Source organism: Prevotella sp. khp7, assembly GCF_900109055.1.
Taxonomy (GTDB): domain Bacteria; phylum Bacteroidota; class Bacteroidia; order Bacteroidales; family Bacteroidaceae; genus Prevotella.
On the sequence record NZ_FOIV01000004.1, the window covers coordinates 188,779 to 213,945 of the forward strand.

The 25,167-nt window shown below is 46.6% G+C and carries 18 protein-coding genes; 1 reads left to right on the plus strand and 17 read right to left on the minus strand.

Translation table 11 applies throughout. The annotated features are described in order from the left end of the window. The 13 genes from BMX82_RS11190 to BMX82_RS11250 all read right to left on the minus strand — a co-directional run bounded on the left by BMX82_RS11190 (position 1) and on the right by BMX82_RS11250 (position 17,568). Positions 1-1,119 (minus strand): sugar-transfer associated ATP-grasp domain-containing protein, encoded by a 1,119-nt coding sequence (locus BMX82_RS11190; protein ID WP_091769036.1) that lies wholly within the window; start codon positions 1,117-1,119, stop codon positions 1-3. Positions 1,120-1,140: 21 nt separating this feature from the next. Continuing rightward, positions 1,141-2,448, minus strand: a complete 1,308-nt coding sequence (locus tag BMX82_RS11195) for an MmgE/PrpD family protein (protein ID WP_177172092.1) — start codon at positions 2,446-2,448, stop codon at positions 1,141-1,143. Positions 2,449-2,465: 17 nt separating this feature from the next. After that, a complete protein-coding gene (locus BMX82_RS11200) occupies positions 2,466-3,437 on the minus strand; it encodes a 2-hydroxyacid dehydrogenase (RefSeq protein ID WP_091769041.1) in 972 nt (323 codons plus the stop codon). Positions 3,438-3,449: 12 nt separating this feature from the next. Next, positions 3,450-4,481: an acyltransferase gene (locus BMX82_RS11205; protein WP_091769044.1), complete on the minus strand. Its 1,032-nt coding sequence runs from the start codon at positions 4,479-4,481 to the stop codon at positions 3,450-3,452. Then, the gene (locus BMX82_RS11210) at positions 4,481-5,617 is read right to left on the minus strand and encodes an HpcH/HpaI aldolase/citrate lyase family protein (protein WP_091769047.1); all 1,137 of its coding nucleotides are present in this window, start codon (positions 5,615-5,617) and stop codon (positions 4,481-4,483) included. The genes BMX82_RS11205 and BMX82_RS11210 overlap by 1 nt, the downstream gene beginning before the upstream one ends. A 9-nt stretch (positions 5,618-5,626) precedes the next feature. Then, a complete protein-coding gene (locus BMX82_RS11215) occupies positions 5,627-6,508 on the minus strand; it encodes a peptidase (RefSeq protein WP_177172093.1) in 882 nt (293 codons plus the stop codon). An 11-nt stretch (positions 6,509-6,519) separates the two neighbouring features. Then, on the minus strand, positions 6,520-7,785 hold the full coding sequence (locus BMX82_RS11220) for an ATP-grasp domain-containing protein (protein ID WP_091769052.1): 1,266 nt from the start codon (positions 7,783-7,785) through the stop codon (positions 6,520-6,522). Continuing rightward, positions 7,782-8,735, minus strand: coding sequence for a hypothetical protein (locus BMX82_RS11225; protein WP_091769055.1), 954 nt, complete (start codon positions 8,733-8,735; stop codon positions 7,782-7,784). Before BMX82_RS11225 ends, BMX82_RS11220 begins: the two co-directional genes overlap by 4 nt. Next, on the minus strand, positions 8,735-9,943 hold the full coding sequence (locus BMX82_RS11230) for an ATP-grasp domain-containing protein (protein ID WP_091769058.1): 1,209 nt from the start codon (positions 9,941-9,943) through the stop codon (positions 8,735-8,737). The genes BMX82_RS11225 and BMX82_RS11230 overlap by 1 nt, the downstream gene beginning before the upstream one ends. Before the next feature lie 2 nt (positions 9,944-9,945). Further along, on the minus strand, positions 9,946-11,094 hold the full coding sequence (locus BMX82_RS11235) for a DegT/DnrJ/EryC1/StrS family aminotransferase (protein WP_091769061.1): 1,149 nt from the start codon (positions 11,092-11,094) through the stop codon (positions 9,946-9,948). Positions 11,095-11,267: 173 nt separating this feature from the next. After that, positions 11,268-12,206 carry a chain-length determining protein gene (locus BMX82_RS11240; RefSeq protein ID WP_317039600.1) on the minus strand — a complete coding sequence of 313 codons (939 nt, stop codon included), beginning with the start codon at positions 12,204-12,206 and terminating at the stop codon, positions 11,268-11,270. Positions 12,207-12,450: 244 nt separating this feature from the next. Continuing rightward, positions 12,451-14,901, minus strand: coding sequence for an SLBB domain-containing protein (locus BMX82_RS11245; RefSeq protein WP_177172094.1), 2,451 nt, complete (start codon positions 14,899-14,901; stop codon positions 12,451-12,453). Positions 14,902-15,147: 246 nt separating this feature from the next. Next, positions 15,148-17,568: a beta-galactosidase gene (locus BMX82_RS11250; RefSeq protein ID WP_091769067.1), complete on the minus strand. Its 2,421-nt coding sequence runs from the start codon at positions 17,566-17,568 to the stop codon at positions 15,148-15,150. A 203-nt stretch (positions 17,569-17,771) separates the two neighbouring features. Here BMX82_RS11250 and BMX82_RS11255 point away from each other — a divergent pair, with 203 nt between their 5' ends. Continuing rightward, positions 17,772-19,694 carry an alpha-glucuronidase gene (locus BMX82_RS11255; protein WP_091769070.1) on the plus strand — a complete coding sequence of 641 codons (1,923 nt, stop codon included), beginning with the start codon at positions 17,772-17,774 and terminating at the stop codon, positions 19,692-19,694. A 280-nt stretch (positions 19,695-19,974) separates the two neighbouring features. Here BMX82_RS11255 and mnmA read toward each other — a convergent pair whose 3' ends face one another. From mnmA to frr, 4 genes are read right to left on the minus strand one after another with little or no spacing between them, the layout of a single operon-like run. Then, positions 19,975-21,048 carry a tRNA 2-thiouridine(34) synthase MnmA gene (mnmA, locus tag BMX82_RS11260; RefSeq protein ID WP_036909620.1) on the minus strand — a complete coding sequence of 358 codons (1,074 nt, stop codon included), beginning with the start codon at positions 21,046-21,048 and terminating at the stop codon, positions 19,975-19,977. Positions 21,049-21,066: 18 nt separating this feature from the next. Continuing rightward, positions 21,067-23,517 (minus strand): alpha/beta hydrolase family protein, encoded by a 2,451-nt coding sequence (locus BMX82_RS11265; protein ID WP_091769073.1) that lies wholly within the window; start codon positions 23,515-23,517, stop codon positions 21,067-21,069. 49 nt (positions 23,518-23,566) lie between these two features. After that, a complete protein-coding gene (gene rsgA / locus BMX82_RS11270; protein WP_091769076.1) occupies positions 23,567-24,487 on the minus strand; it encodes a ribosome small subunit-dependent GTPase A in 921 nt (306 codons plus the stop codon). Continuing rightward, complete coding sequence (gene frr, locus BMX82_RS11275; RefSeq protein WP_036909624.1) at positions 24,487-25,047, minus strand: ribosome recycling factor; 561 nt, start codon at positions 25,045-25,047, stop codon at positions 24,487-24,489. The genes rsgA and frr overlap by 1 nt, the downstream gene beginning before the upstream one ends. Positions 25,048-25,167 lie beyond the last annotated feature (120 nt).

The following is a 25,167-nucleotide window of genomic DNA, read 5'->3' on the forward strand; positions in this document are numbered from 1 at the left end:
TTATTGCCACCAGAAATCTGAATTCTGACAAATTCCTGTTAGTGCTTCAAATTCTTTCCTGAATCCCTTTTCATTGAACATCTGCCACATAAAATCTCCAGTGAAATTACCTTCCATGATACACCATCCTTTCGGAGTCAAAACCATATCCCATCCTATATATCTCACTGTCGGAATCCTATCTGAAAGATTCTTTACCAAATGAAGCAATTCATTCCATTCAGGTATTTGATACCCTTTAAATCGTATTTTAGTAAGAGGATGTTCTGCGTCGTGCTCTCCATTCTCCTTATAGCCATCAGTATAAACTATACCAGTCTCCGCGTCAATACCAGCATCATAAGTACCAAAAGCAGCACTGGTTACAAAAGACTTATTAGCCCCTACCTTAAACCAAGGATACAGTATCTTAACTTCATTACCAAGCCGGAGTGTTGTTATTCGAATTCCATTTACTGAGTATGGGTGGATTGCTGCTAGACGATTATCTTGCTCTATCAATTCCTCTAACAAGAATGATTGGTCGTTATTAAAACTATCAGTAGAGAGTTTTATACCTTCCTGTAAAAGTGAGTGGAACAACTCAGCAATATTCTCATCCGTTTCTATTGTGATTTTACGAACGCCAATTCCCAAATGAGAAGACGTAGGTTTAATTACAAACTCTCTGTGCTTTTCCACAAAAGCCGCAAAAGATTTGTAATCTGACTCGTTACTTATTTTTACAACATCTCTCTTAAAACTATCCTTAAACAACTTATATGTCTCATATTTGTTATTGAACAAATAAGAATCTTCAAAATTATTTATCTTTTTCATAAGTTTCAAGCGAGATCTAAAAGTCATATACTCACTCTTTTCTTTATGCGTTTTATACGGAAAATGAAAGTATATCTCTTCAGAAATAGTATTGCCATATACCCAGTAATCGTAAATAGACAAGTAAAACAGCTCATCTATAGAAAAATCTTTATTTAAAGATTCTGTTGCCAGTTGCTTAATGCTATTACGCATCCATTCAACTCTTTCGGGTGAGTATTTCTGTGCGTACTCTGCATACAACTTTTTACCCAACTCAATCATTTCTTCCTTGATGTCGGTAATCTTAAAAGGTTCCATAACTAATACTTTTATTACAAATTATAATCTGCAGCAATTAATAATCGTGTTGAAATCCAGCTTTTCCCTTTTGATTTCTGCAATAACTTGATTACAGTCTTCAATTGTCATCCCGCCATACATGGCAAGACCTCGGAACTTTTCTTCAAGTCCTTCTTGTGTTAATGGATTCTCCGGCTCACCTTTAGGATAAAGGCATGGTGCTTCAAATACGCCTCCATCTTTCAAGTAGATAGCTACTTTAGCTCCTCTTACTGCAGGTGATTGTTCGGTAAGATTCTCATCTTCAACCACATTAACCTTCTGTGTCAGGTTCTTAATCCAATAATCATTCAGATTATTCTCGTTGTAATCTGCATAGCCTGCGCTACCTCTCACTATTGCCAGAGCAACTGCATAAGGAGTGCTTAATTTGGCAGAACTGATACCGCGTATATCTGTATGGTCGTGGCTACCTACAGCTAGTTTATAGGTATGCACCTCTATTCTCTCAATCTGTTCTGGCTGTAGCCTCAGATCTCTTCTCATATCAAGAGTTGCATCAATAGCCGGATGACAATGACGGCAAGCAGCATGTACTTTCTGATAAATACCTTTTATGGCATAATCTTCAGTAGAGAAGTCCGTCAGATATTCGGAATGAGGAGTATCAGTCAGTGCTGCAAGGAAACCTCGTTTCCCTCCCTGTATATCATTTGGCCCCGGCAAAGCCATACGTCCCATCAGTGCAGCAACAAGACCATCCATCGCAGCCCTTCCCACATTGTATGGTTTCATCTCCGAAGCCTGTTCCTGTATCTCCAATACGCCAGCAGCACTACTAACGGCACAAGCCAAAGTGGATTTAATTTGTTCTTTAGAATAACCGAAAGCAAAAGCAATAGCCATTGCAGAACCAATAGTTCCACAAGTTCCAGAAACGTGATATCCACGTACTTTATGACCGGGTTGAATGGAACGGGCACAACGAACTGCAGCCTCATAGCCCATTACAATCCCGCAAAGTATCTTTTCGTATGGAACAGCCTTACATTTCGTTGCCTCTAAAACTGCCGTAACAATGGATGCCCCAAGATGTATCATCCCATGTCTGTGACCGTCATCCAATTCTAGCACATGCGCACAAAAGCCATTCACAAGAGCATGATAAGGTGCCGCATCTTCGAACGCATCAAATAGTTCGGGATGCGCATCTCTTATATACTTTCTTCCTCCAATTAAAACGCCTAAATAGTCCAGCAAGCATTTCTTTGCTTGATCTGTCACAGGTTGAGGAATCTCATTTGCCTTGGCAATGAGACCATCAATAAATGCTTCAGTTATATTCACTTTGGAATCAATGTATATTAAACCAACCTTTTTGTTGCAATCTCTTCTAACCGACCTTCCTCAAAGGCTTTGATATTCTCCATGGCACCAACCATCATGGATTTGAAAGCCTCGTAACTCAACCCTCCAATATGTGGGGTCAGTATCACATTATCCAACTCAGCCAGTTTATAACCATCTTTCAATGGTTCCTCATAATGGGTATCCAAAGCCACAGATGAAATACGTCCTGATTTCAATGACTCGTATAAATCTTCTGGATTGATGAGTTTGCCTCTTGCTGTATTCACTACAATAGATCCTGTTTTCAGGAGTTTCATAGTTTTTATGTTAAGAATCTCAGTATTCTCAGGAGTCAATGGACAGTGGAAACTCAGAATGTCAGCTTTTGGCAGCATCCCTTCAAAGCTTTCGCAATAGGTCAATCCCAACTTATTCTCTACCTCAGAACTCTGTCTGAAAACGTCTGTATAAAGTATCGTCACACCAAACGGCTGCAACATGGCTGCAACAGTCCGTCCTATATTACCCATGCCAACTAATGCTACAGTCTTACCATATAACTCATGTGTGGTCAACCCCTGCTGCTGCTTCTTCCAAGCACCTTTATGAGTATCACCATTAATCTGGGGCAGCCGTTTCAAACAAGCGAGCATCAGTGCAATCGTATGTTCAGCGACACTTCTTGCATTAACACCAGCATTGACATACACGGAGATATTATGCTTTTTGATGGCTTCGATATCCAGCATTTCAGTACCCACACCAGTCCGCTGGATCATTTTTAGATGCTTAGCTGCGGTAAGTACTCCCTCATCTATCGGCAAACGTCCGCTTACAAGCAAGTAATCAGCATCAACTGCTTGGCGTAGCAAGCATTGATCGCTTAACTCTTCCAATGTTTCAACGGTAAAGCCTTCAGGAACGACACTTTTCAGTATTTCCCATGGAGTTCCTGCGTATCTTGCCGTATGTAAGATCTTAGGCATTATTACAATAAATTAAGCGATGGAAGGCTTCTTCTTAACCTTCTCCATCAGTTTATTAAACACTATTGAAAACAGAACTGACGACCCTAAAACAAGTATTGGCATCATATACAGAGCGGGCATATTATCATTCCATTCAAACTCATTGTAGATTTCTTCCAACGAATGCCAAACTGCCGGATGAAGGATATACACCAACATGGAACAATCACGGCCTAAACGCTGAACGATGCCCCCATGTCTCTGAGGGTTCTTGACCCCATAGACAAACAATGCAAAAACTTGCGGTATGGTCACGATGTTGACTCCAAAATCTCTACCCATGAACCACCGTTCAACCCAACATAGCAGTGTCGTTGTCACAATAATTGTAATCAGAGCTTTGTTTGATATATTGATCCTATCTTGGTTCTCATGTATCCAATGGCCTAGCATGAAATACGGAAAGGTCTCTACAAGCCAGTTCCTATAAAACATATTTGGCACATGATAGCCTGCCAGATGCACTCCTTGAGCCATAACCACATATACGACGAACATCATTGCAGCAAGGATATATGCAAACTTTCGGAATCGAAAACTCTCTAAGATACCATAAAGAGCGTATGCATATAATAAGGCAAACAAAAACCAATATTGACCAGCTATTATCCTTGGTTGATTGAAAACCAACCAATTAAATAAATCTCTTGCAGAGAGTAAAAACTTCTGATTGTGAAAAAACAACTGCTGAAGCAGCACAAAAGCCAAATAGAAAACCGATGCCCAAAAGGTTATTTTCCCTATATGTTTTAGCTTTCTGCCAATCGAAGAAATACCCCCCCCAGCCAGTGCCTTGCCTGATTTCAGTTCTGTATCTACCGCCAAAGGCTTGAAGCAAAAATAGCCAGAGACCATGAAGAAGAAAGGAACACAGAAACGACCGACAGCCTGGACTGCGGTTCCCAAAATGCCAGGAAATTCGCAATGCATGAACACTACGAACATGCAGGCAATACCCTTAATGAAATCTAGGCAATAGTTATACTGCTTCTGCTTAGTCATTATACTCCAAACAATTCAAGATAACTTGCGTCGTTTTCAATCACTCCGTATGCCTGAGCACGCATCATAATCTTTTCTGCCCAATTCTTATGGGGGCCTATCTCATTCATGCCCTTGGTACCTTTGATGACTCCACCTTTGGTATGCATGATTTGATAAGCATCATCATACTCATCCTTCGTGACAGCTAACATACCATTGATAAAGTTCAAGTGCGTTGGGTGAATACAGGTTTTACCCATGAATCCGTTAGCCTGGTCAAGTACCAGTTCACGCATCAAACCATCTACAGCATCATTCACAATAGCCTTACGTTTCATCAAGGTCTGCTGCAAATCTACCTTAGGCAATTCGGCAGCATTCTTCATTGACTTGTTTACCTTGAAGTATTCCCAAACAGGGCCGCTCACCGTGTAGTCATTGTTACGAGTAAAGACATTAAGGATATCCATCAGGCAGTTGCTCACAGTCATGATGTCATAGATGGTGTAGTTGATACCACGGCGCACGCCAAAACAACTGGAGAAATCAGTACCACCTACACGGATATTCAGAATGAGTCTTTTATGGCAGTCGCAGATATTCTTAATAGCCATCAATTCAAGCAAACGTGTCTCCTTGAAAGCTACACGAGCATCCTCGATGATGGGCATACCATAAATTACCTCACCAAACTTATTGTTCAGTTCAACAAGGTGACTCATATAGGCTCCACCATTCACACCATTGAACTTTGGGAAGTTAAAACCAGTGATATAACGGATATGCTCTGGGCGCAACATACTGGCGAAATGCTCAAACTGCTCCGAGTTGCGAACACGGAAGAAAAGAAGAGGGATATCCTCATATTTCAATTTGCCACTATCCTCAGCCTCTTTAAGTGTATCCAGCACATGTATGCTATTGATTTCAGCTGCAGGCACATCGTCTTCCGGACAGGCATCCTCAAAGCACATGACCATTGAGGTGAGGCCAGGATACTTTTTATCTATCACCGCCTGTGCAAAATCCTTGGTGCCAGGCATATACATAGTGGCACCAAGACAATACTGCAACAAACTACGATCTGTGTACTTATTAAAGTCAACAGGAGGAACTATAAACCCGTAATTCGGGTTATACTGATGGTGTTTCAATGTTGTATGTTATTTGGGCGAAACAATAGCTTCTTGATAATATGTATCTATCACTCTCTTTACAAGGCTCACCTGCTTGGCACGTTGACGAGCCTCCTTCTCCGTTGTGTCGTAGCTATGGTTAGCAGCCACACTACCACCTGTCTTCAGATATACAGGAGCCGCCACTCGGATGAAGTCTGGCACTTCATAGTGGCGAATAAAGCCACCAGAAGATTTTGGATTTTCAGTGTGTAAATCAATGGGCACATCAATAGCCGCACGCATACTGGCCAGCATCTGAAGCTGAATGTCACGGATGGGATTGATGCTGTTCGCACCCAGGGTTTCAAGCACGTGAGCAGAACAAGGGTTTCCATGACCGCTATGAGCACTTACTTTGAAATGACAGTCACCAGGGATGTATCCAGCCTTGCGAGCTTCATTCAAAGCCCAAAGCAGACCTTCATCATAAATCAGAAAACCACGAACTCCAAATGCAGCTGCACGCTTTATTTCCTCAATTCCTCGAACTATCTGCTCCTGTCCACGAAGACGGTATCCCATACGCTGACCTTCCTCTGTCTTAACTGATGCAGAGGTGTCAGTTGTTGCACGAGGGCCGCAGGCAAGAATTAGCTGTACCTTCCACTTCTCTGCGTATTCCACCATCTTCTTGATTTCATCATCAGTAAGGAACATAATACCCTTGGTCTGGGTAACACGATGAATTTGGATACCATATTCATCAAGCGCCTCCAAAAGAGCTTTCATCGGAGCAGGTCCCTGAATGCCAGGTACCTCAAATCGGTATTGACCACCATCTTCAAATCTCTTTTCTGAAGTAGGTAAATCATACAGGTCACCTCCTGGCATACCAACGCTTTCAAGAAATGCGCGGGTTTCTTTCATTGTGTAAAAGTTCATAATATGTTACTATTAAAATTTATTTTACAATCATTTCCTTTATCATCATAGAAGTGGAGATTATTTTCAATCTCAACCAACACTTTTTTCAAATGCGAAACATCTGCAACTTTAAGATGTAAACCAACAACCTTCTGTGCAGAAGTTCCGTCAGCTCCAATCTTATCACCTACTCTTTTCATTTGTGATATATGTGATATTTCTGGTTTCTGCTTGAGATAATCCAATCCTTCAAATTTAGCTATCCGCTCCTCTTTACCGAGTATATATAAGTGGCAATAGAGATTAGAAAACCGAGCGTTGTCTTTCTCAATTATTGGATAGTCTGCCATCCTACCTGTTATGGCAAAGTGGATAAGACAATCAAGTACACTGACTCCATTTTCAAGTTTTGTATAAGTATAATGTTGCCCACCTGTTAGACGATGTCCCATTTCCATGGCATAATAATCTACGCCATCAGTAAAAAACTGCAATGAAAGAACGCCATTTTTGACACCAAGGTTTTGATACATCTTTTTAACCTTTGAATCCATTCTCTCAATATAAGCTTCTGTATATTTAGAAGGATAAAGACTACATTGAGTTACCGATCCTCCGTTTGGTGATTTATAAACATGTCGGTCATCTGTGGTTGACAAAGACAAAACACCATCTTGAATTGTATAGGAAACAGACAAACTATCCATTTCCATATACTTTTCAATTACAACTTGTTTTTTCTCGGAGAAGGATAATGCATATTTTAAGCACTTTTGGTAGTCGTATGGCGATTCACAAAGGATTACACCACGAGACCCACTATTATCAACGGGTTTAATGATAACCTTGTTTTTGTTGTTGATAACTGAAGGATCGAATGATTCCATCTGGTACTCAGGAATGACTGGAACACCATTTTCCCGGCATAGTTGTTTAAACTTAGCCTTATCCATAGTCGTTTCAAAGACTTCCTTGGTGGCATAGCATGGCAAATTGGCAAGTTCACACAAATGTTGATAAGGTAATAGATAGGAATCTGTGAAACCTGTAAGTATGCCATCTACGCCACATTCTTTTATTTTATTTAAAAGCGTTTCGTAATCCATCAGGCTGATATTCCAAAAATCATCAGCAATTTGCTTTGCAGGGGAGTCTTCATATTTATTCCAATCTGTAACAATTGTATAAACTCCCATGTCTTTAGCTGCCTTAACAATCTCACATGAAATAGCATTTCCACCAAGTACCAACAGCCTCTTACCTTTCAAAGTTCTATTCATTTTAATTTTTGTATCGTCTCTAATATGTAATTCATTTCTTCTTCGCCATATCTCTGATCTATTGGCAATGGTTGCATTTGGAGCGCAAGCAAATACTCCAAATTTTCCTTTGTAGTCCAAGCCAGAACATTAGGCCAATAGCGAGCAACGAAAATCTTATTCTCTATTAGTTTCTCACGCAATCCGTCCTCCGATACAAAATAGGGATATATCATCGGTACGGCATCTTCCTCCAAATGCAACTCGAGGTTATTCTCTTTAATAAGAGCCTCTTGCAGCAACTGGTAGTTTGCTCTGCGACGGTGTGCCACAACCTCGTAGTCAATTCCCTGCATCATATGCTGCGTCAACTTTGACATCTTACGGATAGGCTGGTTATCCAGTCCGTCATCTACCTGTCTGAAGTCCTTAAAGCCTTCTTCAGCAGAAAGGTCAATACGCTTTACAAGGTGTGCTACCCTGTCGAATGAATAGTCTTGTTCTATATCATCATCAAGTTTTTTATCACAGTAAAGATAGGCACCATCAGGTACACCAAAGAACTTGCGGCATGTATAGAATGTATCTATCCCCTTAATATGCTTTGTATAAAATGCCTGCGTATTGTCGACAATCAGGCGGTTTCCATATTGTTGTGCCAACTGCTCCGTATATCGCTGCTTGAGACCAAAATAGTTTGTGTAGAGTAAGGCCTCGCCTGCTTCCAACACTATTTCATCTCGTATTTCCAGATGGATATTGACATGATAGTATTTATACGGAATGCCCAACTTGTTGATAGGTTCCATCACAGCCTCACAGGTATAATAAGGCACGTACACCTTCTTATACCGTCGTACGCGCAGGATATACTCTAGGCAATTGCGCCCGGTATTCAGCCGAATAGCATTCTTATGATACTCCTCGTGTGAGGGAAACTCTAATGAGAAATAGCCGCCTATTGCATCCATTACTGTACAACTACTTTCAGCCAATTTCTCTGATTGGTAATAGCTTTTTCAAGTTCTTCTGTTGTCTGAAACTTCAGCACCAAAGTACCAATAGCATTGTTCGCTCCTTCGAATGATTCCACCTTATCTCCTTTCTCTACCCAAAGGTCTTCTTCTACAATCTCTGCTGGTAAATCCTTGCTGATTTCCAAATGATCAAATACGCCATCCTTATCAGCATGAAGAATTATCTCTGCCCAGTGACCATTATAGGGTTTCTGCTCTATGGGTTCTAAGATTGGATCGCCTACCATTGCACGGGTAATTGCCGTTATCATATCCACACCTGTAGCATAACGTAGCATTTCACACAGGCGATTGCCACCTCCGCGAGGTGTCAACTCCATAATATAAGATTTCCCGTTAGGTGCAACACGAACCTCGATGTTATAAACAACAGTCTTCAAATTCAATAGCGATATCAGTCGCTGAATCTCGGAGGTCAAATAGTCCTCCTGCTCCTTTGTAAAAGTTGAAGGCCAAGAATAAGCCGCCGGAGTATAAGGGTTAGTTGCCTCAGCATCAAAACGTTGAGCACAGAAGCTTACAAACTTCAGTTTACCATCTTCTGAGAAGCTATCTGTATCAGAAGAACAACCTTGCTTATCAATAAATTCCTCAACAATGATATGACCAGAAATACTATGCTCCATGGCATATTCCAACGCTGGTTTCAAATCCTCAGCCTTATCCACTCTGGTTACGCCCTTACTTCCCGCTGCATCTGTAGGCTTCACTATCACAGGCCAAGGATACCAGTAGATTTCCTCCATGGCAGCCTCAACACTATCAAAGCCCTTAGCCTGCGGTACATTAAAACCATTCTTAGCTAAGAACGCACGGAACTTATCTTTGTTTTGGAGTATTTCTACAGACTCAAAAGGACCAAATGAGGGTAACCCCATCTTATTTTGTACATAACTTGCAGACACAACACCAGGGTCACAAGCAAAAGACATAATGCCGTCTATCTGTAACCGCTGAGCCTCACGCAGAACGGCCTCCTTGTCAATGATGCTGACATTACAATACTCATCACTCCACTTGTGAGCAATATTGCTGGGCAGATAGTCTGCCGTTATCACATAGTAGCCCTGTTTGTGGGCTGCATCTATCACAGGTTTTAGGTAGCGCAAGCCACCAAGCAGCATAATCCTTTTCTGTTGCATTCCTATCTTATTACTAATTCCAGTACACGATTAATATCCTCCTCTGTCAAAGCATAATGCATTGGTAAACAAATTACCTCATTCGCCATCTTTGTTGCCACAGGGAGGTTTTCTGGTGATGCGCTTGAAAGTCCTCGATAGGTGCCAAAAGTGCTGATCAATGGATAGAAATAACGACGTCCTAGCACACTCTGCTCTTTCATCTTAAAGTAAAGCTCGTCACGAGTCATGCCGTATTCCGATGCATTAATAAAGATTGGGAAATAACTGTCGTTGTGACGGACATCAGGCATATCATCGAAGAAACGGATGCCTGAAATATTACGCAATGCTTCACGGTATTTAACTGCCACCTGATGACGTTTTTCAATAGCGGCATCGACCTGTTTCAGATTCAATAAGCCATAGGCAGAACGCATCTCATCCATTTTACCATTGATACCAGGAGCTACTACTGTTACTTCGCCAGTAATACCAAAGTTTTTAAGATAATCAATACGTTTCTTCATCGCCTCATCATGAACAACCAGAGCACCACCTTCAATCGTATTAAAGACCTTTGTGGCATGGAAACTGAGGGTTGACATATCACCTGCATTCATAATACCTGCCAGGCCTTTATCGTCATAGGCTTCCAATCCATATTCTTCGGCTGGCACCTCTACTCCGAAGGCATGAGCTGCATCATATATGACCTTCAAGCCGTATTTATCAGCAATCTCCTGAATACGCTTGGTATCACAAGGTTTACCATATACATGCACTGGCATTATACAGGTTGTGGCTGGAGTGATAGCTGCCTCAATCTTATCTGGGTCTATATTACCAGTATTGGGGTCTATATCTACAAAAACAGGTTTACAATGATTCCACCATATTGAATGAGTTGTAGCCACAAAGCTATATGGTGTGGTAATCACCTCTCCTGTAATGCGCAATGCCTGCAAAGCTGTCATTAAGGGAAGTGTACCATTAGTAAACAGACACACATAAGGCACATGGAGATAGTCAGCAAGCGCTTTCTCCAACTGCTTATGGAATTGCCCGTTGTTTGTTATCCACTTAGAATCCCAGATTTTCTTCAAATACTCATTAAACTCACCAAGATCTGGGAGTAATGGCGAAGTAACTGTAATTGTATCTTTATTCATCTACTAAGCAGGGTTTTATCTGAAATAGTCAGTGCTTTCTTCTAGTTGGTATATTCTCTTTTTATCCCCCACTTCTCACACTTTCCGCACCTAATCCGGGTACGGGAAGTGTGAGAAGTGGGGGATAAATTCCAAGTATTATAACTATATACAAATACTAAGGTCTGTAATCTTCAACTCAATCCTAACAAGGGTTTGAGCTGATCTTCTTTGTGGAGGGCCCAGGCGGTTGTAACAAGAGTTGCGAGGAAAAGGAAACCGAGGACAATCAGGCTACGTTTGGGACCATCCTTACGCAAAGGAACCGTGGCACTTTGGAGGGTGGTAAACGCAGGTGTTACCTCCTGAACCCTAGCCTTGGCATCGATGACTTGGGCATTGAGGGCATTGTAGTTATTATACTGCAACTGCATCTCATTTTCCAAATCAGTCTGTTTCTGCATGGCAGACAACAGTATCATATTCTGATTGGAATCCATATAATCGACATACAACTGGCGAGCATGCTCGTAGGCTTTTTTGGCCTGCTTCTGCAAAGACTCAATGTAAGCCAAATCGTGACGCGCCTTATTGGTGCGGTATTTGGTTAAGAAGTCTTGCAGACGGGTCTGGACCGTATCTGCCATCATCGCCGCAATACGGGGGTCCTGATCGGTAACCTCTATTATAATAACATTGGTCTTCTTATCAACATTGCAGACTACATTGGCAGCGATTGCCTTTGCAACGCCCTCCTGCTCCTTGGTAAGCTCGAAGGTATTGACAGGCTGTTCCTCTGCCTTCTCACGCTTCATCAGACCGAAGAAGCCCGACCACCAGGGACGCTTCTGTTCGTTCATGAGGTAGTCGTAATAGGTCATGGGAGCCTTATCGTCTTTACGCTGCACCTTGACATCGAAGAGCGAGGTCTTGAAATCGACCGAGTTCATCAAATCCGGATAAAGCATAGGAGTAATGGCATCGCCTGCAGCATTGCCTCCACCACCAAGATTCACACCAAAGCTGCTGGCAAGGGCGGCCAAGCCACTACCACTACTGCTCTTGCCCATCTCGGGAGCGAGGGTTACCACGCATTTGTAGTAGTTGGGCAAAGACAATGTGTAAATACACATGAAGATGAAGGTCACAGGAAGAACTTTATAATAAAGTTTTCTGTGCTTCAGTATTGCTTTCCAAATTGCTACAAAATCAATTGATGATTCTTCTGATTGATTTTCAATTATGTTTTTGTTTTCTTCCATTTAAGAAAAGTATATTTTGCAGGAAATTCCTGCAGATTCTCATTATTTCTTTCGATTACCCAACCCTCTTAGCCAAGAGGGCTTCGAAACATCAAAGGTTCGGCTTGGGAAGTTTTTAGAAGGTCTTGATGAGGTTGGTGACGGTGGCGATCATGGTAACCATGGTGGCGAGTGAGGTGCCGATGTTGGTGAACATGCCTATGTTCTCAGCTGCAGAACGGGTCTTGTTGGGGATGATAATCTCGCAACCGGGTTCTACCTTACCCTTGCTGGCCTTAGAGACCTTACCATTCTGATAGAGAATGAAGGCCTTTGAACGCTTAGCACCATTGCCATAGCCTCCTGCCTCGTTGACATACCACTTGTAGGACTTGCCACTGGTGTAGGCCACGGTGTTGGGGTACATGACGTTACCGTTGATCTTAACGGTACCTGAGTACTCGGGAACAACGAGTCTGTCGCCCTCGCGAAGGATGACATCATAGTCGGAGCCGGGATTGGCCAATGCCTTGTCGAGCTCGATACCGACATAGTAAACGGAATCCTGACTGACTTTCTTGGAATCAAGGCCTGAGCCTCCCTGCATCTCGACCATCTTGAGCAGACGGTTGAGGCGGAACTTCTCATCCTCGTTCAGAGGACGCTCGATGCGGGCACCACGTATATAGGCCTCGTCGGTAACACCACCTGCTGCCTTGATAACATCGCTGAGGCGCTGGTTCTTCTGAGAGAGTGTGTAGGTGCCGGCAAACATGACCTCACCCTCGACTGAGATGTTGCGCTGGGGAACGAAACCCGGGCTGCGACGTACATAGACCTCATCGTAGGGCTGGAGGGTGAAGTTATCACCACCACTGATGATAAGACCGTCTTTCAGGGTGAAGCTGTAGGTATGGGCAATCTCCTTGGAGTCGTGGACACGACGGGGATCGATGATGCGACGAGAAACGTCGACCTTTGCCATTGAGGCTGCATCGGTGAGACCACCTGCCTGGATGATGAAGTCCTCGATGGTCTCGTTATCTGCGTACTCGTAAGTGCCAGGGAACTGCACCTCGCCATGGATGGTGATGGTGCGCTGGTTCATCTTGTCCTGCTGGACAGAGATGGTGAGCACATCCTCGTTCTCGAGGGGGATATCAGCGACTGTGCCGTTCATGATGCCCTCAACATCGACTGAGAGGACACGCCATGTGCGGTCGGACTTCATACGATGGAGCACGGCACGAGACGTGAAGGCTTCTTCGGTGAGGCCGCCGGCATTCTCGATAAGAGAACGGACGGTGGTGGTGCTGCCACCAAGGTCGTACTGGCCCGGATGATAAACAGCACCTCTTACCTCAACAGTGTTCTCATAACGACGGAGGATGGTGTCGACTGTGACTGAGTCGCCATCGAGCAACTTGAAGTCGGCCATCTCGAACTCGGGGATATTATAGGCTGAGAACTTATCGCCAGATACACGATTGAGGCGAACGGCTTTCTGATAAGCACCTGTAGAGAAACCGCCTGAATACTTCAACAGGGTGGCTACGCTCTCATTCTTCTTCATCTCATAGGCCATGGGGCGCTTGACATTACCGGCGATGTCGACAATGCAATCGTAAGGACCAACCATGATGACATCGTTATCGGCCAGACGGACATTGCCCGTGAGCTTGCCATTGAGGATATAGTCGTAGATATCGACCGAGGTGATCTGACGGCCACCACGGAAGACCTTGATGTTACGCAGGGTACCGAGGGAGTTGACACCACCAGCCATATACAGGGCATGGAACACTGAGGCGAAGGCGCTGAGGGTGTAGGTACCAGGAGCCATGACCTCACCCATCACGTTGACTGAGATGGTGCGGGTCTGACCGACTGTCATGCGGATCTCGGAACTGCTGTAACGCTGGCCGAGCACACGACGGATCTTGGCATTGGCTGCATCGACTGAGAGGCCACCGATGTGAATGGGGCCATAGCCTGTAACCATGATGGTGCCATCGGGAGAGACCTCGAGCTGCTCTGACTTCTGGGAAGCGCCATAGACATCGACGAACACCTTATCGCCAGGACCGACGATGTAGGTGGCGGGGGTAGCGATGTTCATGTTGGGCTCGAAGGAAAGGGCCTTCTGGTTGAAAATGTCACGACCGAAGACTGCCTTGCCATGGATGGTGTTGCTGCCACTGGCGATATGAACCTTAGTACGCTGCTCTGCATCCTCTGTACCTGCAGAAGTGGCTTTGACAATCTGCGTATAGAGGGCGTTGCCTGCCGAGTCGGTACGGATGGAACCGTTGTTCTCGCGCAGACGGCTGTCGGCTACCAGCACATCGGCATCGGAGCCCGAAGAGCGGGAAGAACGTCCGCCATTAAGTGTTTCGTACTGAGAGCGTATGCGCTGCAACTGCTGCATCGTTACGCCACGCTGCATGAGACGTGTGGCAATCTGGGCCTGAGAAGCGCCAGACTTCATCTCACGCTGTACATACTGCATCACCTGGGTGTCGCTCATCTGGGCGTGGGATGCCACTGCACTCAGAAGGAGCGTACATGCTAAAAGAAACTTTTTCATATCGTAAAATTTTTGTTTATTTTCAGTGAATAAAGACACAAAAGGGGGACACCGTTACTGGCGAACAGACGGTCGTAGTAATAATATCCAACTTAAACGATGTTCGTATTGCACTGGCTTTCAGCGACATTACTCAATCGAAGCCGCAGCTCAGAAACCCGAGCCGGACTTATAACGGCTGCAAAGATACCAAAAAGTCCCGAAACAGCCAAATTGTTTCGGGACTTATTTCATTTTTATACAATTTTAATAGACAAACACCTGAAAATCCTTGATAGAACCAGGGGCGCCTTGTTCGGCACGAGGGAGGTAATCGAGGGCGGAAACGGTCTGCTCGCTACCAAGGTCGATGACTATCAAATGAGGCAGGGCGGCTGCCTTGGCTGTACGCCAGTAGGTGGACTCCTGAAGGTCGAAGACTTTATCGGCCGTGAAGTTACCACGAAGGACATCCTCGCTGTCAGCATATTTCACCATCCATGACTCACGAGAAAGGCGGTTGCCTTCAGCATCACGGATATAGAGTTCGGCGATGGACGCATCGGAGGTTCCTGCATAGGTAGAGTTGACTTGAATAGCCACAAACCGTCCTTTTACTAGTGTATTCAAACGAACAGTCTGCCAGCCATTGCCCGGGGCGAACTGAGCGACAACCGCCGGTGTGGCAGAGTTGAGATCGGGCTTATCGCCCGGGTTGTTATGTGTACGAGATTTTTCGATATTCAGTTTATCGAGCTCGGGGGCGTTGACACTGTGGAGACAAGGAGACAGGGAGACAGGGAGTTCAAGTGTTTTCGATTTTTTCGACTTACGTACTTTCGCCTTCTTGAGATTCTTCATGATGGAAGGGGCATAGGCATCGAGTGAGGGGCCAACCACGTCAAGAACAACGACTTCGTTTCTGCCTTTCTTAAGCCAGCAACCCGGCACATAGAGTGTCTGCTGAGGACCAATAGACCAGAAACGACCTATGGCATGACCATTGACATAGACCTGACCCTTACCCCACTGTTCCATATTAAGGAAGGTGTCGCCCACTTTGCGAAGGTTGAAATAGCCACGATAATAGCCAGAGCCCTTGAAGAGGGGTTTCGCTCCAGCAGACTCTGAGGCTGCACGAAGGGCACGGAGGGCTGTCTGGTAGTCGTCGGGAATCGTCAGGATGTTCCACTTCCTGAGGTTCCAGGTGAGCTCATGCCCATCCTGCTCTGACGTAAGGGTGACACTCTCGGTGATACCCTTATAATCCTTGATGGCACGACCGAAATTAATGCGTCCCATAGCCTCAACGAGGATCTTGAGTTCCTGGCCTTTCTTAACGGCAGGGATGCGCAGACTCTTCTCATTACGCACCCGATCGATCTTACCGACATAGGTAGTATCGACAAACACCTGGGCAAAGTCGTGGCAATCGCTGAGGGTGAGCACGCTCTCGGTGGTTATCTCGGGCAAGGTGGTGACGTAGAGCATAGAGCCCCAGCCCTGGTTCATCTCTTCCATGGTAAGAAGGGGACTGTCCATCACCAGACTGTCGGCACCAAGGATGATGTCGGCACGCTCGGTGAGCTCGAAGGAGGGAATGCTGATCATCATGGCAGGGGGCGCCGGCTGGGCAGGAAGGGGCGTCTTGCTATATTTCTGCATGGTCTTGCGCAACTGGAAGTACTTGTCGGTGGCACCACCATACTCATTGATGGGCGCATCGTAGTCGTAGGAGGTGACATCGGGCGCGAAACCGGGGGAATTGGCACCCGCCCAATGACCGAAGGAGGTGCCTCCATGGGTCATATAGAGGGAGAAGCTGATGTTCTTGGACAGCATCTCGTCGATACCTTCAACCATATCCTTGGCAGGACGTGTCTCGTGATTAGCCCCCCACTTATCGAACCAGCCACTCCAGAACTCTGAGCACATCAACGGGGCATCGGGGCGCAGCTCTTTCAGGCGCTTGAACTGCTCGTCGATGTTCGCACCTGTACCGAAGTTCATGGTCCATACAAGGTCGTCGAGACCGTTCTTCTCGAAGTTTGAAGCCCAGTCGCACTGGAAAAGCGCCAGCTTTTCACCATAGATACCCCGCAGGCAATCGCGGATTTCTGAGATATAAGGCTTATCTTCGCCGTAGGAGCCGTACTCGTTTTCGACCTGAACCATGATGATGGGACCGCCATTCTGGATGGTGAGGGGGGCCAGCTGCTCGCCTACCTTCTTTTCAAAAAGGCGCACACGCTCCATGAAATAGGGATCCTGCTCGCGCAGACGGATATCCTTCTTCTTCAGGAGCCACCAAGGCAGGCCGCCCATCTCCCACTCTGCACAGACATAAGGACCGGGGCGCACAATGACATACATGCCATTCTGCTGTGCCAGGCGACAGAATTCTGCCACGTCGTTGTTTTCGGAGAAATCGAACTGGCCCTCACGGGGTTCATGGATGTTCCAGAACACATAGATGCAGAGGGTGTTCATGCCTAACGACTTGCACATCTGGATGCGATGCTCCCAGTAAGGACGGGGAATGCGGGGATAATGCACCTCGGCCGCCTTTACCACGAAAGGCTTGCCATTGAGCAGGAATGTGTTCTTGCCCACTGTGAAGTCGGATGCATGAAGCAACAATGGGAATACGACGAGAAACGCCGCTAATAGTAGTCTCACCTTTTTCATTTTGTCTCTTTTCTTTGATTTGTGGTTGCAAAGATAGGAAAAAAGTAAAAAAGTAAAAAAGCAAAAGAGGAAATTTAAGAATTATTTCGTATATTTGCCCTCAGAATCAACAATTACAAACAGATATGAAAATCAAAAGCATTTATCTAAACGCGGTAAAACGGGTTCTACCTTTTTACCTTCTTATCTTTCTGCCCTTCAGCATGAAGGCTGAAGACGGTCATCAGCTGTGGCTGAGATATCAACCCGTGAACAAGGCTAAGGTTACCGGGCCTGAGTGTATCGCTGCTCAGGAGTTGAGGACGTATTATCAGGGCGAGGAGGTCAGGCTCGTCGTCGACCCGACGATGCAGGAGGATGCATATAGCATAAAAGGTGAGAAGGTGAAAGAAATCTCGGCAAAGAACGAGATCGGACTGCTGTATGGTGCGTATGAGTTATTAAGGAGACAAGGAGTCAAGGAGACAGGGAGACAAGGAGGAGACAGGGAAACAGGGAAACTGGACATTACCAGTAAGCCTTTCTATAAATTAAGAATACTGAACCACTGGGATAATCTGAACGGGACGATTGAGAGAGGGTATGCCGGACTGAGCATCTTCTGGCAAGGGAAACCTGGAGGGAAGGCCTTCCACGGACATACCATCTTCGTAGAAGACCCTAACCATGCGCCCGACCTTGACCTCATCAAGGAATATGCACGTGCTAACGCCTCTATCGGTATCAACGGTACCGTACTGAACAACGTGAACGCATCGCCCAAAATGCTGTCGGCTGAGTATATCAATAAGGTTAAGGTGTATGCTGACGTGTTGAGACCTTATGGCATTAAGGTGTATCTGTCGGTGAACTTTGCCTCGCCCATGTCGATTCCCGCCAAGGGATTCAACGGGGGGAAACCCGTGAAGACCGCAGACCCGCTGAATGCCCAGGTGAAGGCGTGGTGGAAAGCCAAGGCCAAGGAGATTTACCAGCAGATACCTGACTTCGGCGGTTTCCTGGTAAAGGCGAACTCGGAAGGGCAGCCCGGTCCCTTCGACTATAAGCGCACACATGCTGACGGCGCTAACACGCTGGCTGATGCCGTGAAACCATACGGGGGCATCATCATGTGGAGAAGTTTTGTGTATGGCGCTGCACATAAAGGAGAGGATCGTGTGAAACAGGCTGTATCGGAGTTCATAGACTTGGATGGCAAGTTCCGCGACAACGTGATCCTGCAGTCGAAGAACGGTCCGCTGGACTTCCAGCCTCGTGAGCCATACGCGCCTATCTTTGATAATATCCACCAGACAAAACAGATGGCTGAGCTCCAGATTACACAGGAGTATCTGGGACAGTCGCGCCATCTGGTATATCTGGCACCTATGTGGCGTGAGTTCTTCGGGTTTGTGGAGCCATCAAGACTCGTCGGCATTGCCGGTGTCGCAAACATCGGACTTGACAGGAACTGGTGTGGCCACCATTTCTCACAAGCCAACTGGTATGCGTTCGGCAGACTGGCGTGGGACCCTTATCTTACAAGTGAGGATATAGCCACAGAGTGGCTGGGAGCTACATTTGGAGACAGAGAGACAGGAGTACAGGCCCAATTGCTGAGCGTGATGCTTCGCTCACGTGAGGCATGCGTGGACTATATGATGCCTATCGGACTGCACCATATCTTCGCCTTCGATGAGCACTATGGACCTGAGCCTGACGGATTCAACGCACACATGCCATTGGAGTGGTGTCCTGTATATTATCACAGGGCAAACAGTGACAGCATCGGATTCGACCGCACACACACCGGATCGAACGCCACTGCTCAATACAGAGAGCCGTACTGCAGTATCTATGACAATATCAACACGTGTCCTGAGCGTTATCTGCTGTGGTTCCATCGTGTGCCTTGGACTTACCGTCTGAAGAGCGGTCGCACTGTTTATGAAGAGATGGAATATCGCTACGCTCGCGGTGTAGATGAGGTGGAGGACTTCATCCGCATCTGGAATGAGACGAAGCCGTTTGTTGACGAACAGCGCTGGAAGGAGGTTGATGACAGGTTGCAGCATCAGCTTGAGAATGCAAAGCTTTGGAAGAAAACGTGCCTTGATTACTTTGGCAGTTTGGCTTTAAAGAAATAGTTTTTTCCCAAGGGGAGTCCTCGAGACTCCCCTTTTTCATCTTTGTCTCACTCGAGGATTCCCTTGTTCATTTTCTTTCGTCACCGAAAGAAAACAGAACCAAAAGAAAGGTGCGAAAACGTCCTGGCTCAGAGGCCGGCTGTCTGATTTTCCAACGATTGGAAAAGGGTTTGGAAAAAGGTTCGAAGCCCCTTCTTATGAAGAAGGGGTTGGGGATGATGGAAAAACTGCAGGGTTTTACCCTGCATAAAAAAACATAATATAAAATCACAGTTTAGAGCTAAACCGTGATTTCGCCAGAGCCGAGGCAGCGGTGGTGAGCAGAATCATAAATGACTGCGAACTGCCCAGGAGCAACACCATGGATAGGAGCCTTGGAATGGAGAATGAAAGAGTCGGGGGAAGTCCACTCCAACGTGGCAGGATGATACTCAGGCGTATGACGGATCTTGAACGTCACATCCGTACATTCCACAGGAATGGTGAGCCAATGGAATGCATGAACTGGGAACTCCTGCTTATACGCCGTCTCAGGGTCGTAACCATGCGACACATAGAGAATATTGCTGGCAACATCCTTCTTTACCACGAACCAAGGACCTCCGCCAAAGCCCATGCCCTTGCGCTGACCTATGGTATGGAACCACAGACCTTTATGCTCTCCTATCCGCTTGCCCGTTTCAAGCTCGATAACATCGCCCGGCTGTTCGCCGAGGTAACGGCGGATATAATCATTATAATTGATCTTACCAAGGAAACAGATGCCCTGAGAGTCCCGGCGCTTGGCATTGACAAGATGCTCGCGTTCGGCAATGACGCGCACCTCGTCCTTCATATAGTGACCTATCGGGAAAAGTGCCTTGCGCAACTGCCAGTCGTAGATCTGAGCCAAGAAGTCGGTCTGATCCTTGACAGGGTCAGGACTGGTGCAAAGCCACTTGTTGCCCTGAGCATCAATCTCGGTCTGGGCATAATGACCTGTGGCAATGAGATCATAATCGCGCCCCCGTTTCTCGTCGAACGCACCGAACTTGATGAGGCGGTTGCACATCACGTCAGGGTTAGGAGTCAGTCCTGCACGGACCTTATCCATCGTGTACTGTGTGACCTGGTCCCAGTACTCTTTATGACAGTCGATAACTTCAAGTTTACAGCCATACTTATGCGACACAGCCGTAGCCATCTCCAGATCCTCTTCAGAGGAGCAGTCCCACTCCTCCTCTTCCTCAGGACCAATCTTTATATAGAAGCAATCAGGTTTCAGGCCCTGCCTTACGAGTTCGTAAAGCACGACACTACTGTCGACACCGCCAGACAGTAATACTGCGATTCGCTTGTTATCTAATTCTGTCATATTCTATTTTCTAAAATCCTACAGGTGCTTTGACGGATAGAGGTGGTTCCACCAGGTGGGGTCGTCTTTAAGGAAACGGGCAAACCAAGCCATCTGGGTGGCCAGCCACTTCTCGCGCTTAGAGTAGTCGAGGATGTGATGGTTCTCACCTTCAACCTCTACGAGGGCCACCTCACGACCTAAGAGTTTGAGGGCGGTGAACATCTGGAGACTCTCGATGAGCGGCACGTTCGTATCGGCATTACCGTGAAGCAGAAGCAAGGGGGTGTGGATCTTGTCGGCATTGAAGAGCGGACTCTGATTGACAAAAAGCTCACGATGGCTCCAGGGGTAACTGTTCGCCATGCTGACCTCGCTGTAGTTATAGCCCCAGTAGCCCTCACCCCAGTAACTGGTGTGGTTGGAGATTCCTGCATGAGAGACTGCTGCTGCAAAGATGTCGGTCTGTGTCTGCAGGTACTGTGTCATGAAACCACCATAGGATGCTCCCATACAACCGATCTTCTCCGGATTGATGAAAGGATGGGCCTCACAGATCTTCTTCGTTCCCTCAATGATGTCCTCAGCAGGTCCACGACCTGCTGTGTTGACATGGCGGGAAGCCCACTCCTGACCAAAGCCTGTGGCTCCACTGGGTTGGAGGATATAAGCCACATAGCCCAGAGAGTTCCAGTACTGCGGGGCATAAGGTGATTCGAAATAGCGAGACACGGGAGAGCAGCCTCCATAATAATAGACTATCATGGGGTATTTCTTCGTGGCATCGAAATCCTTGGGGAGATAGAGGCGTCCATAGACGGTATCGCCCTTGGAGTTGGTGAAGTTCCAGTCCTGACAGGTGCCGATCTCCGCATCGCCAAGGGCCGTCTTTCCATCGAAGAACAGCTTAGAGGTCGGGCGGGCGCCGAGAGAAACGACATAGGCAGAGGCGGGCTCCATGGTCTTATAGGAGAGATAACCCAACACGGGGGCATGGGAAGCTATGTTGTAACGATAGGCATAGTCGCCTGAGATGGCGAGTTTAGTAATACCGCCCGTCTTAGGATTCAGCACAAACATATTGACATAGTCGAGATCCTCGGCAGAGAAATAGATCTGTCCGTCGGACCATGACCAGTCGACAGTCTCAATGCTGGGATTAAAGTCCTTGGTCAATGGCGTCACCTGTTTCGAGGCGAGGTCGTAGAGATAGAGCTCATGCTCTGTCATGCTGGGAGTGACCTCTGCAGGGAGCTGACAACCGATACGGTTGAAAGCCTCTGGCGTGCCCTTGAGCAAGAGCTGAGTGCCATCGGGCGAGAACGAGCCTCCCTCGACAAACTCCACGCCAGCGAAAACGGTATCGACCTTCAGGGTCTGTGTGTTCACGATGAATACATCAGACACCGTCGTAGGACGCTTGGTGAGGCGTGAGCGACTGCTGGTAACCAGAAGCTGACGGCCATCCTGCGAGATATCCATGAGAGACTCGCCCTTGTTGCCAAAGGTGAGACGCCGGGTGAGACCTGTCTTGATATCATATTTAGTCAGATAGCTGCGCTTACGCCAATCAGGCTGACGGTCGTCCATCTCGAGAATCTCGAAAATCTCCTTATCCTCCTTAGGACCTTCCTCCTCGACATAGAAGATGAGAAAATCCTCTGTTGGCGCTACCACATAGAAGCCCTCTGGAATATCACGGGCAAAACTTGTGCGAAGACCGGTCTTAGGATCGACCTTATACAGATGGCGTCGGCTGCCATCTTTCTCTTCTACCAGATAGGCAGCGGACTTCGGCATCCACTGGGGGTTGCCTGACGGCTGAGAGATGAGGCGCTGGGTCTTGACGTCGCGGATCTCGTAGCTCCAACGCGAGTCGCCTCCACGCGCTGTGGTCTGGTATGACAGTGCCACCAGCTGTCCATCAGCAGAAAGGGAGATGCCACGCACCCGTTTGCCATCCGTCAGATCATGAACCATGTAGGGATGCTTAGATGAGAGAGAGGGGGTTACAGAGAGATTGCTCTCGAGGGTGACACTGATGGAGTCGGTATCCTTTGGCATGCTCAGGAAGCGGATAGCGAAATGATGGTGCTCAGGGGCGAGGTTGAGTTCTGGAGTAGCCTCAACGCCATCAATATAGAGTTTCGCATTCTTGGGGCCCTTGACCTCAATCTTACCCTTGATGAAATCGGCATTATCGATATAGAACGAGAGCAGGCCAACACTCTTGCTGTCGGGCAACGAGGGAAGGACACTGCCCGAGAACCTGCCCGTGGACTGCGATGTGAGTGAGATGGCACTCATCAGGCTGTTAGAATCGAACTTCCTGCCCTGCACGTCGACGGTGTCAAGGGCAAAGGGTTCTGACACGGCATAAGGGCCAGAGAGGTTGAACTCCCTAATCTGGGTCTTGACTTGTGCAGAAACAGACAAGGCATGAAACGAGAATGCCAGAAGTGTAAAGAATAAAAAACAATTCTTTTTCATAAATACAGAATATGCTATCCCTTAGAGGACTGAGCCTAAAATAACTAAATTAATATGCTGCCCGATATTTTCCCTCATCCTTATCTTCGAGCATAGAGAGATAGGACTGATAACGGCTTTCAGCGATGTAATGGTCTTCCAAGGCCTTGAGCACCGCACAACCCGGTTCATGGGTATGGGTACAGTTGGAGAAACGACAGTCCTTGGAGAAATGGAAGATCTCCTTGAAATAGCTTGTCAGTTCCTCGGGTTTCATGTCGAATGTTCCGAAACCTTTGATGCCTGGCGTGTCCATCACCCACCCACCACCAGGGAAGGGTATCATCTCGCTGAAGGTTGTGGTATGCTGACCTGTCTGATGAGCATCGGATATCTCAGAGGTGCGCAGATTGGCTCCTGGCACAAGGCGGTTGATCAGCGTGGATTTGCCGACACCACTATTACCGCTGAGCAACGTAACCTTACCCTCAAGCATAGGGCGAAGGGCATCAACACCTTCACCTGTCGCAGCAGAGACAGCACGGCACTCATACCCTACCGTCTGATAGAGGTTTATCATCATGTCGAGGTAACGCTGCTCATCATCATCAAGGATGTCACGCTTGTTAAAAATCAGGACAACAGGCACACGATAAGCCTCAGCAGAGGCCAGAAACCTGTCGATAAAGGTCGTAGAGGTCTGGGGGCGATTGATGGTCACCACCAGCAGTGCCAGATCGACATTAGCAGCTATGATATGACTCTGCTTGGAGAGATTGATGCTCTTACGGATGATGTAGTTCTTGCGGTCTTCAATCTCCGTAATCCAGTTGCCTTCTCCGACAGTCACCCTGTCGCCAACAGCCACGGGATTCGTAGAGCGGATTCCCTTCATGCGGAAATTGCCCTTCACCTTACAATCAAGAAGCTGGTCATCGTCGGTCATGACGGTGTACCAGCTGCCAGTATTCTTAATAACGAGACCTTTCATTAAACGGTCATAATCTCCTTATTCTTCGCTGCGATGAGATCGTCAAGCTTCTTGATATACTTGTCGTGTAATTTCTGAAGTTCGAGCTCTGCATCCTTCTCATTATCCTCAGAAAGACCATCCTTGATAGCTTTCTTCAGCTTATCCTTGATGTCGGCACGCACGTTGCGGACTTCCACCTTGGCCTTCTCGGCAATCTTATTGCACTGCTTAACGAGATCCTTACGGCGCTCCTCCGTAGGAACAGGGATGTTCAGGCGGATAATCTCACCGTTGTTCTCGGGAGTAATGCCTACATCGCTGTCCATGATAGCCTTCTCAATGTTACGGATTTCCTTACGGTCCCAAGGCTTGATAGCAATGGTGCGGGGATCGGGAACACTGACGTTGGCCACCTGGTTGAGGGGAACCTTACTGCCGTATACCTCTACACGGACGCCATCGAGAATGGCTACATTGGCACGACCAGCACGAATGCGACTCAGCTCTTCGTCGAGGTACATCGCTGCCATCTCCATCCTCTCTTCACTCTTCTTCAATGTTTCTTTTACGTCTAACATATATAATAGCTTTTAGTTTCTGTTGACAAAAGTAAGGCTTTTCCTCGAAACTTCCAAATGTTTCGTCTATATTTTGCCATAAATAAGAGGTTTTTGTGTTTTTTTTGCTCAAATATTTTG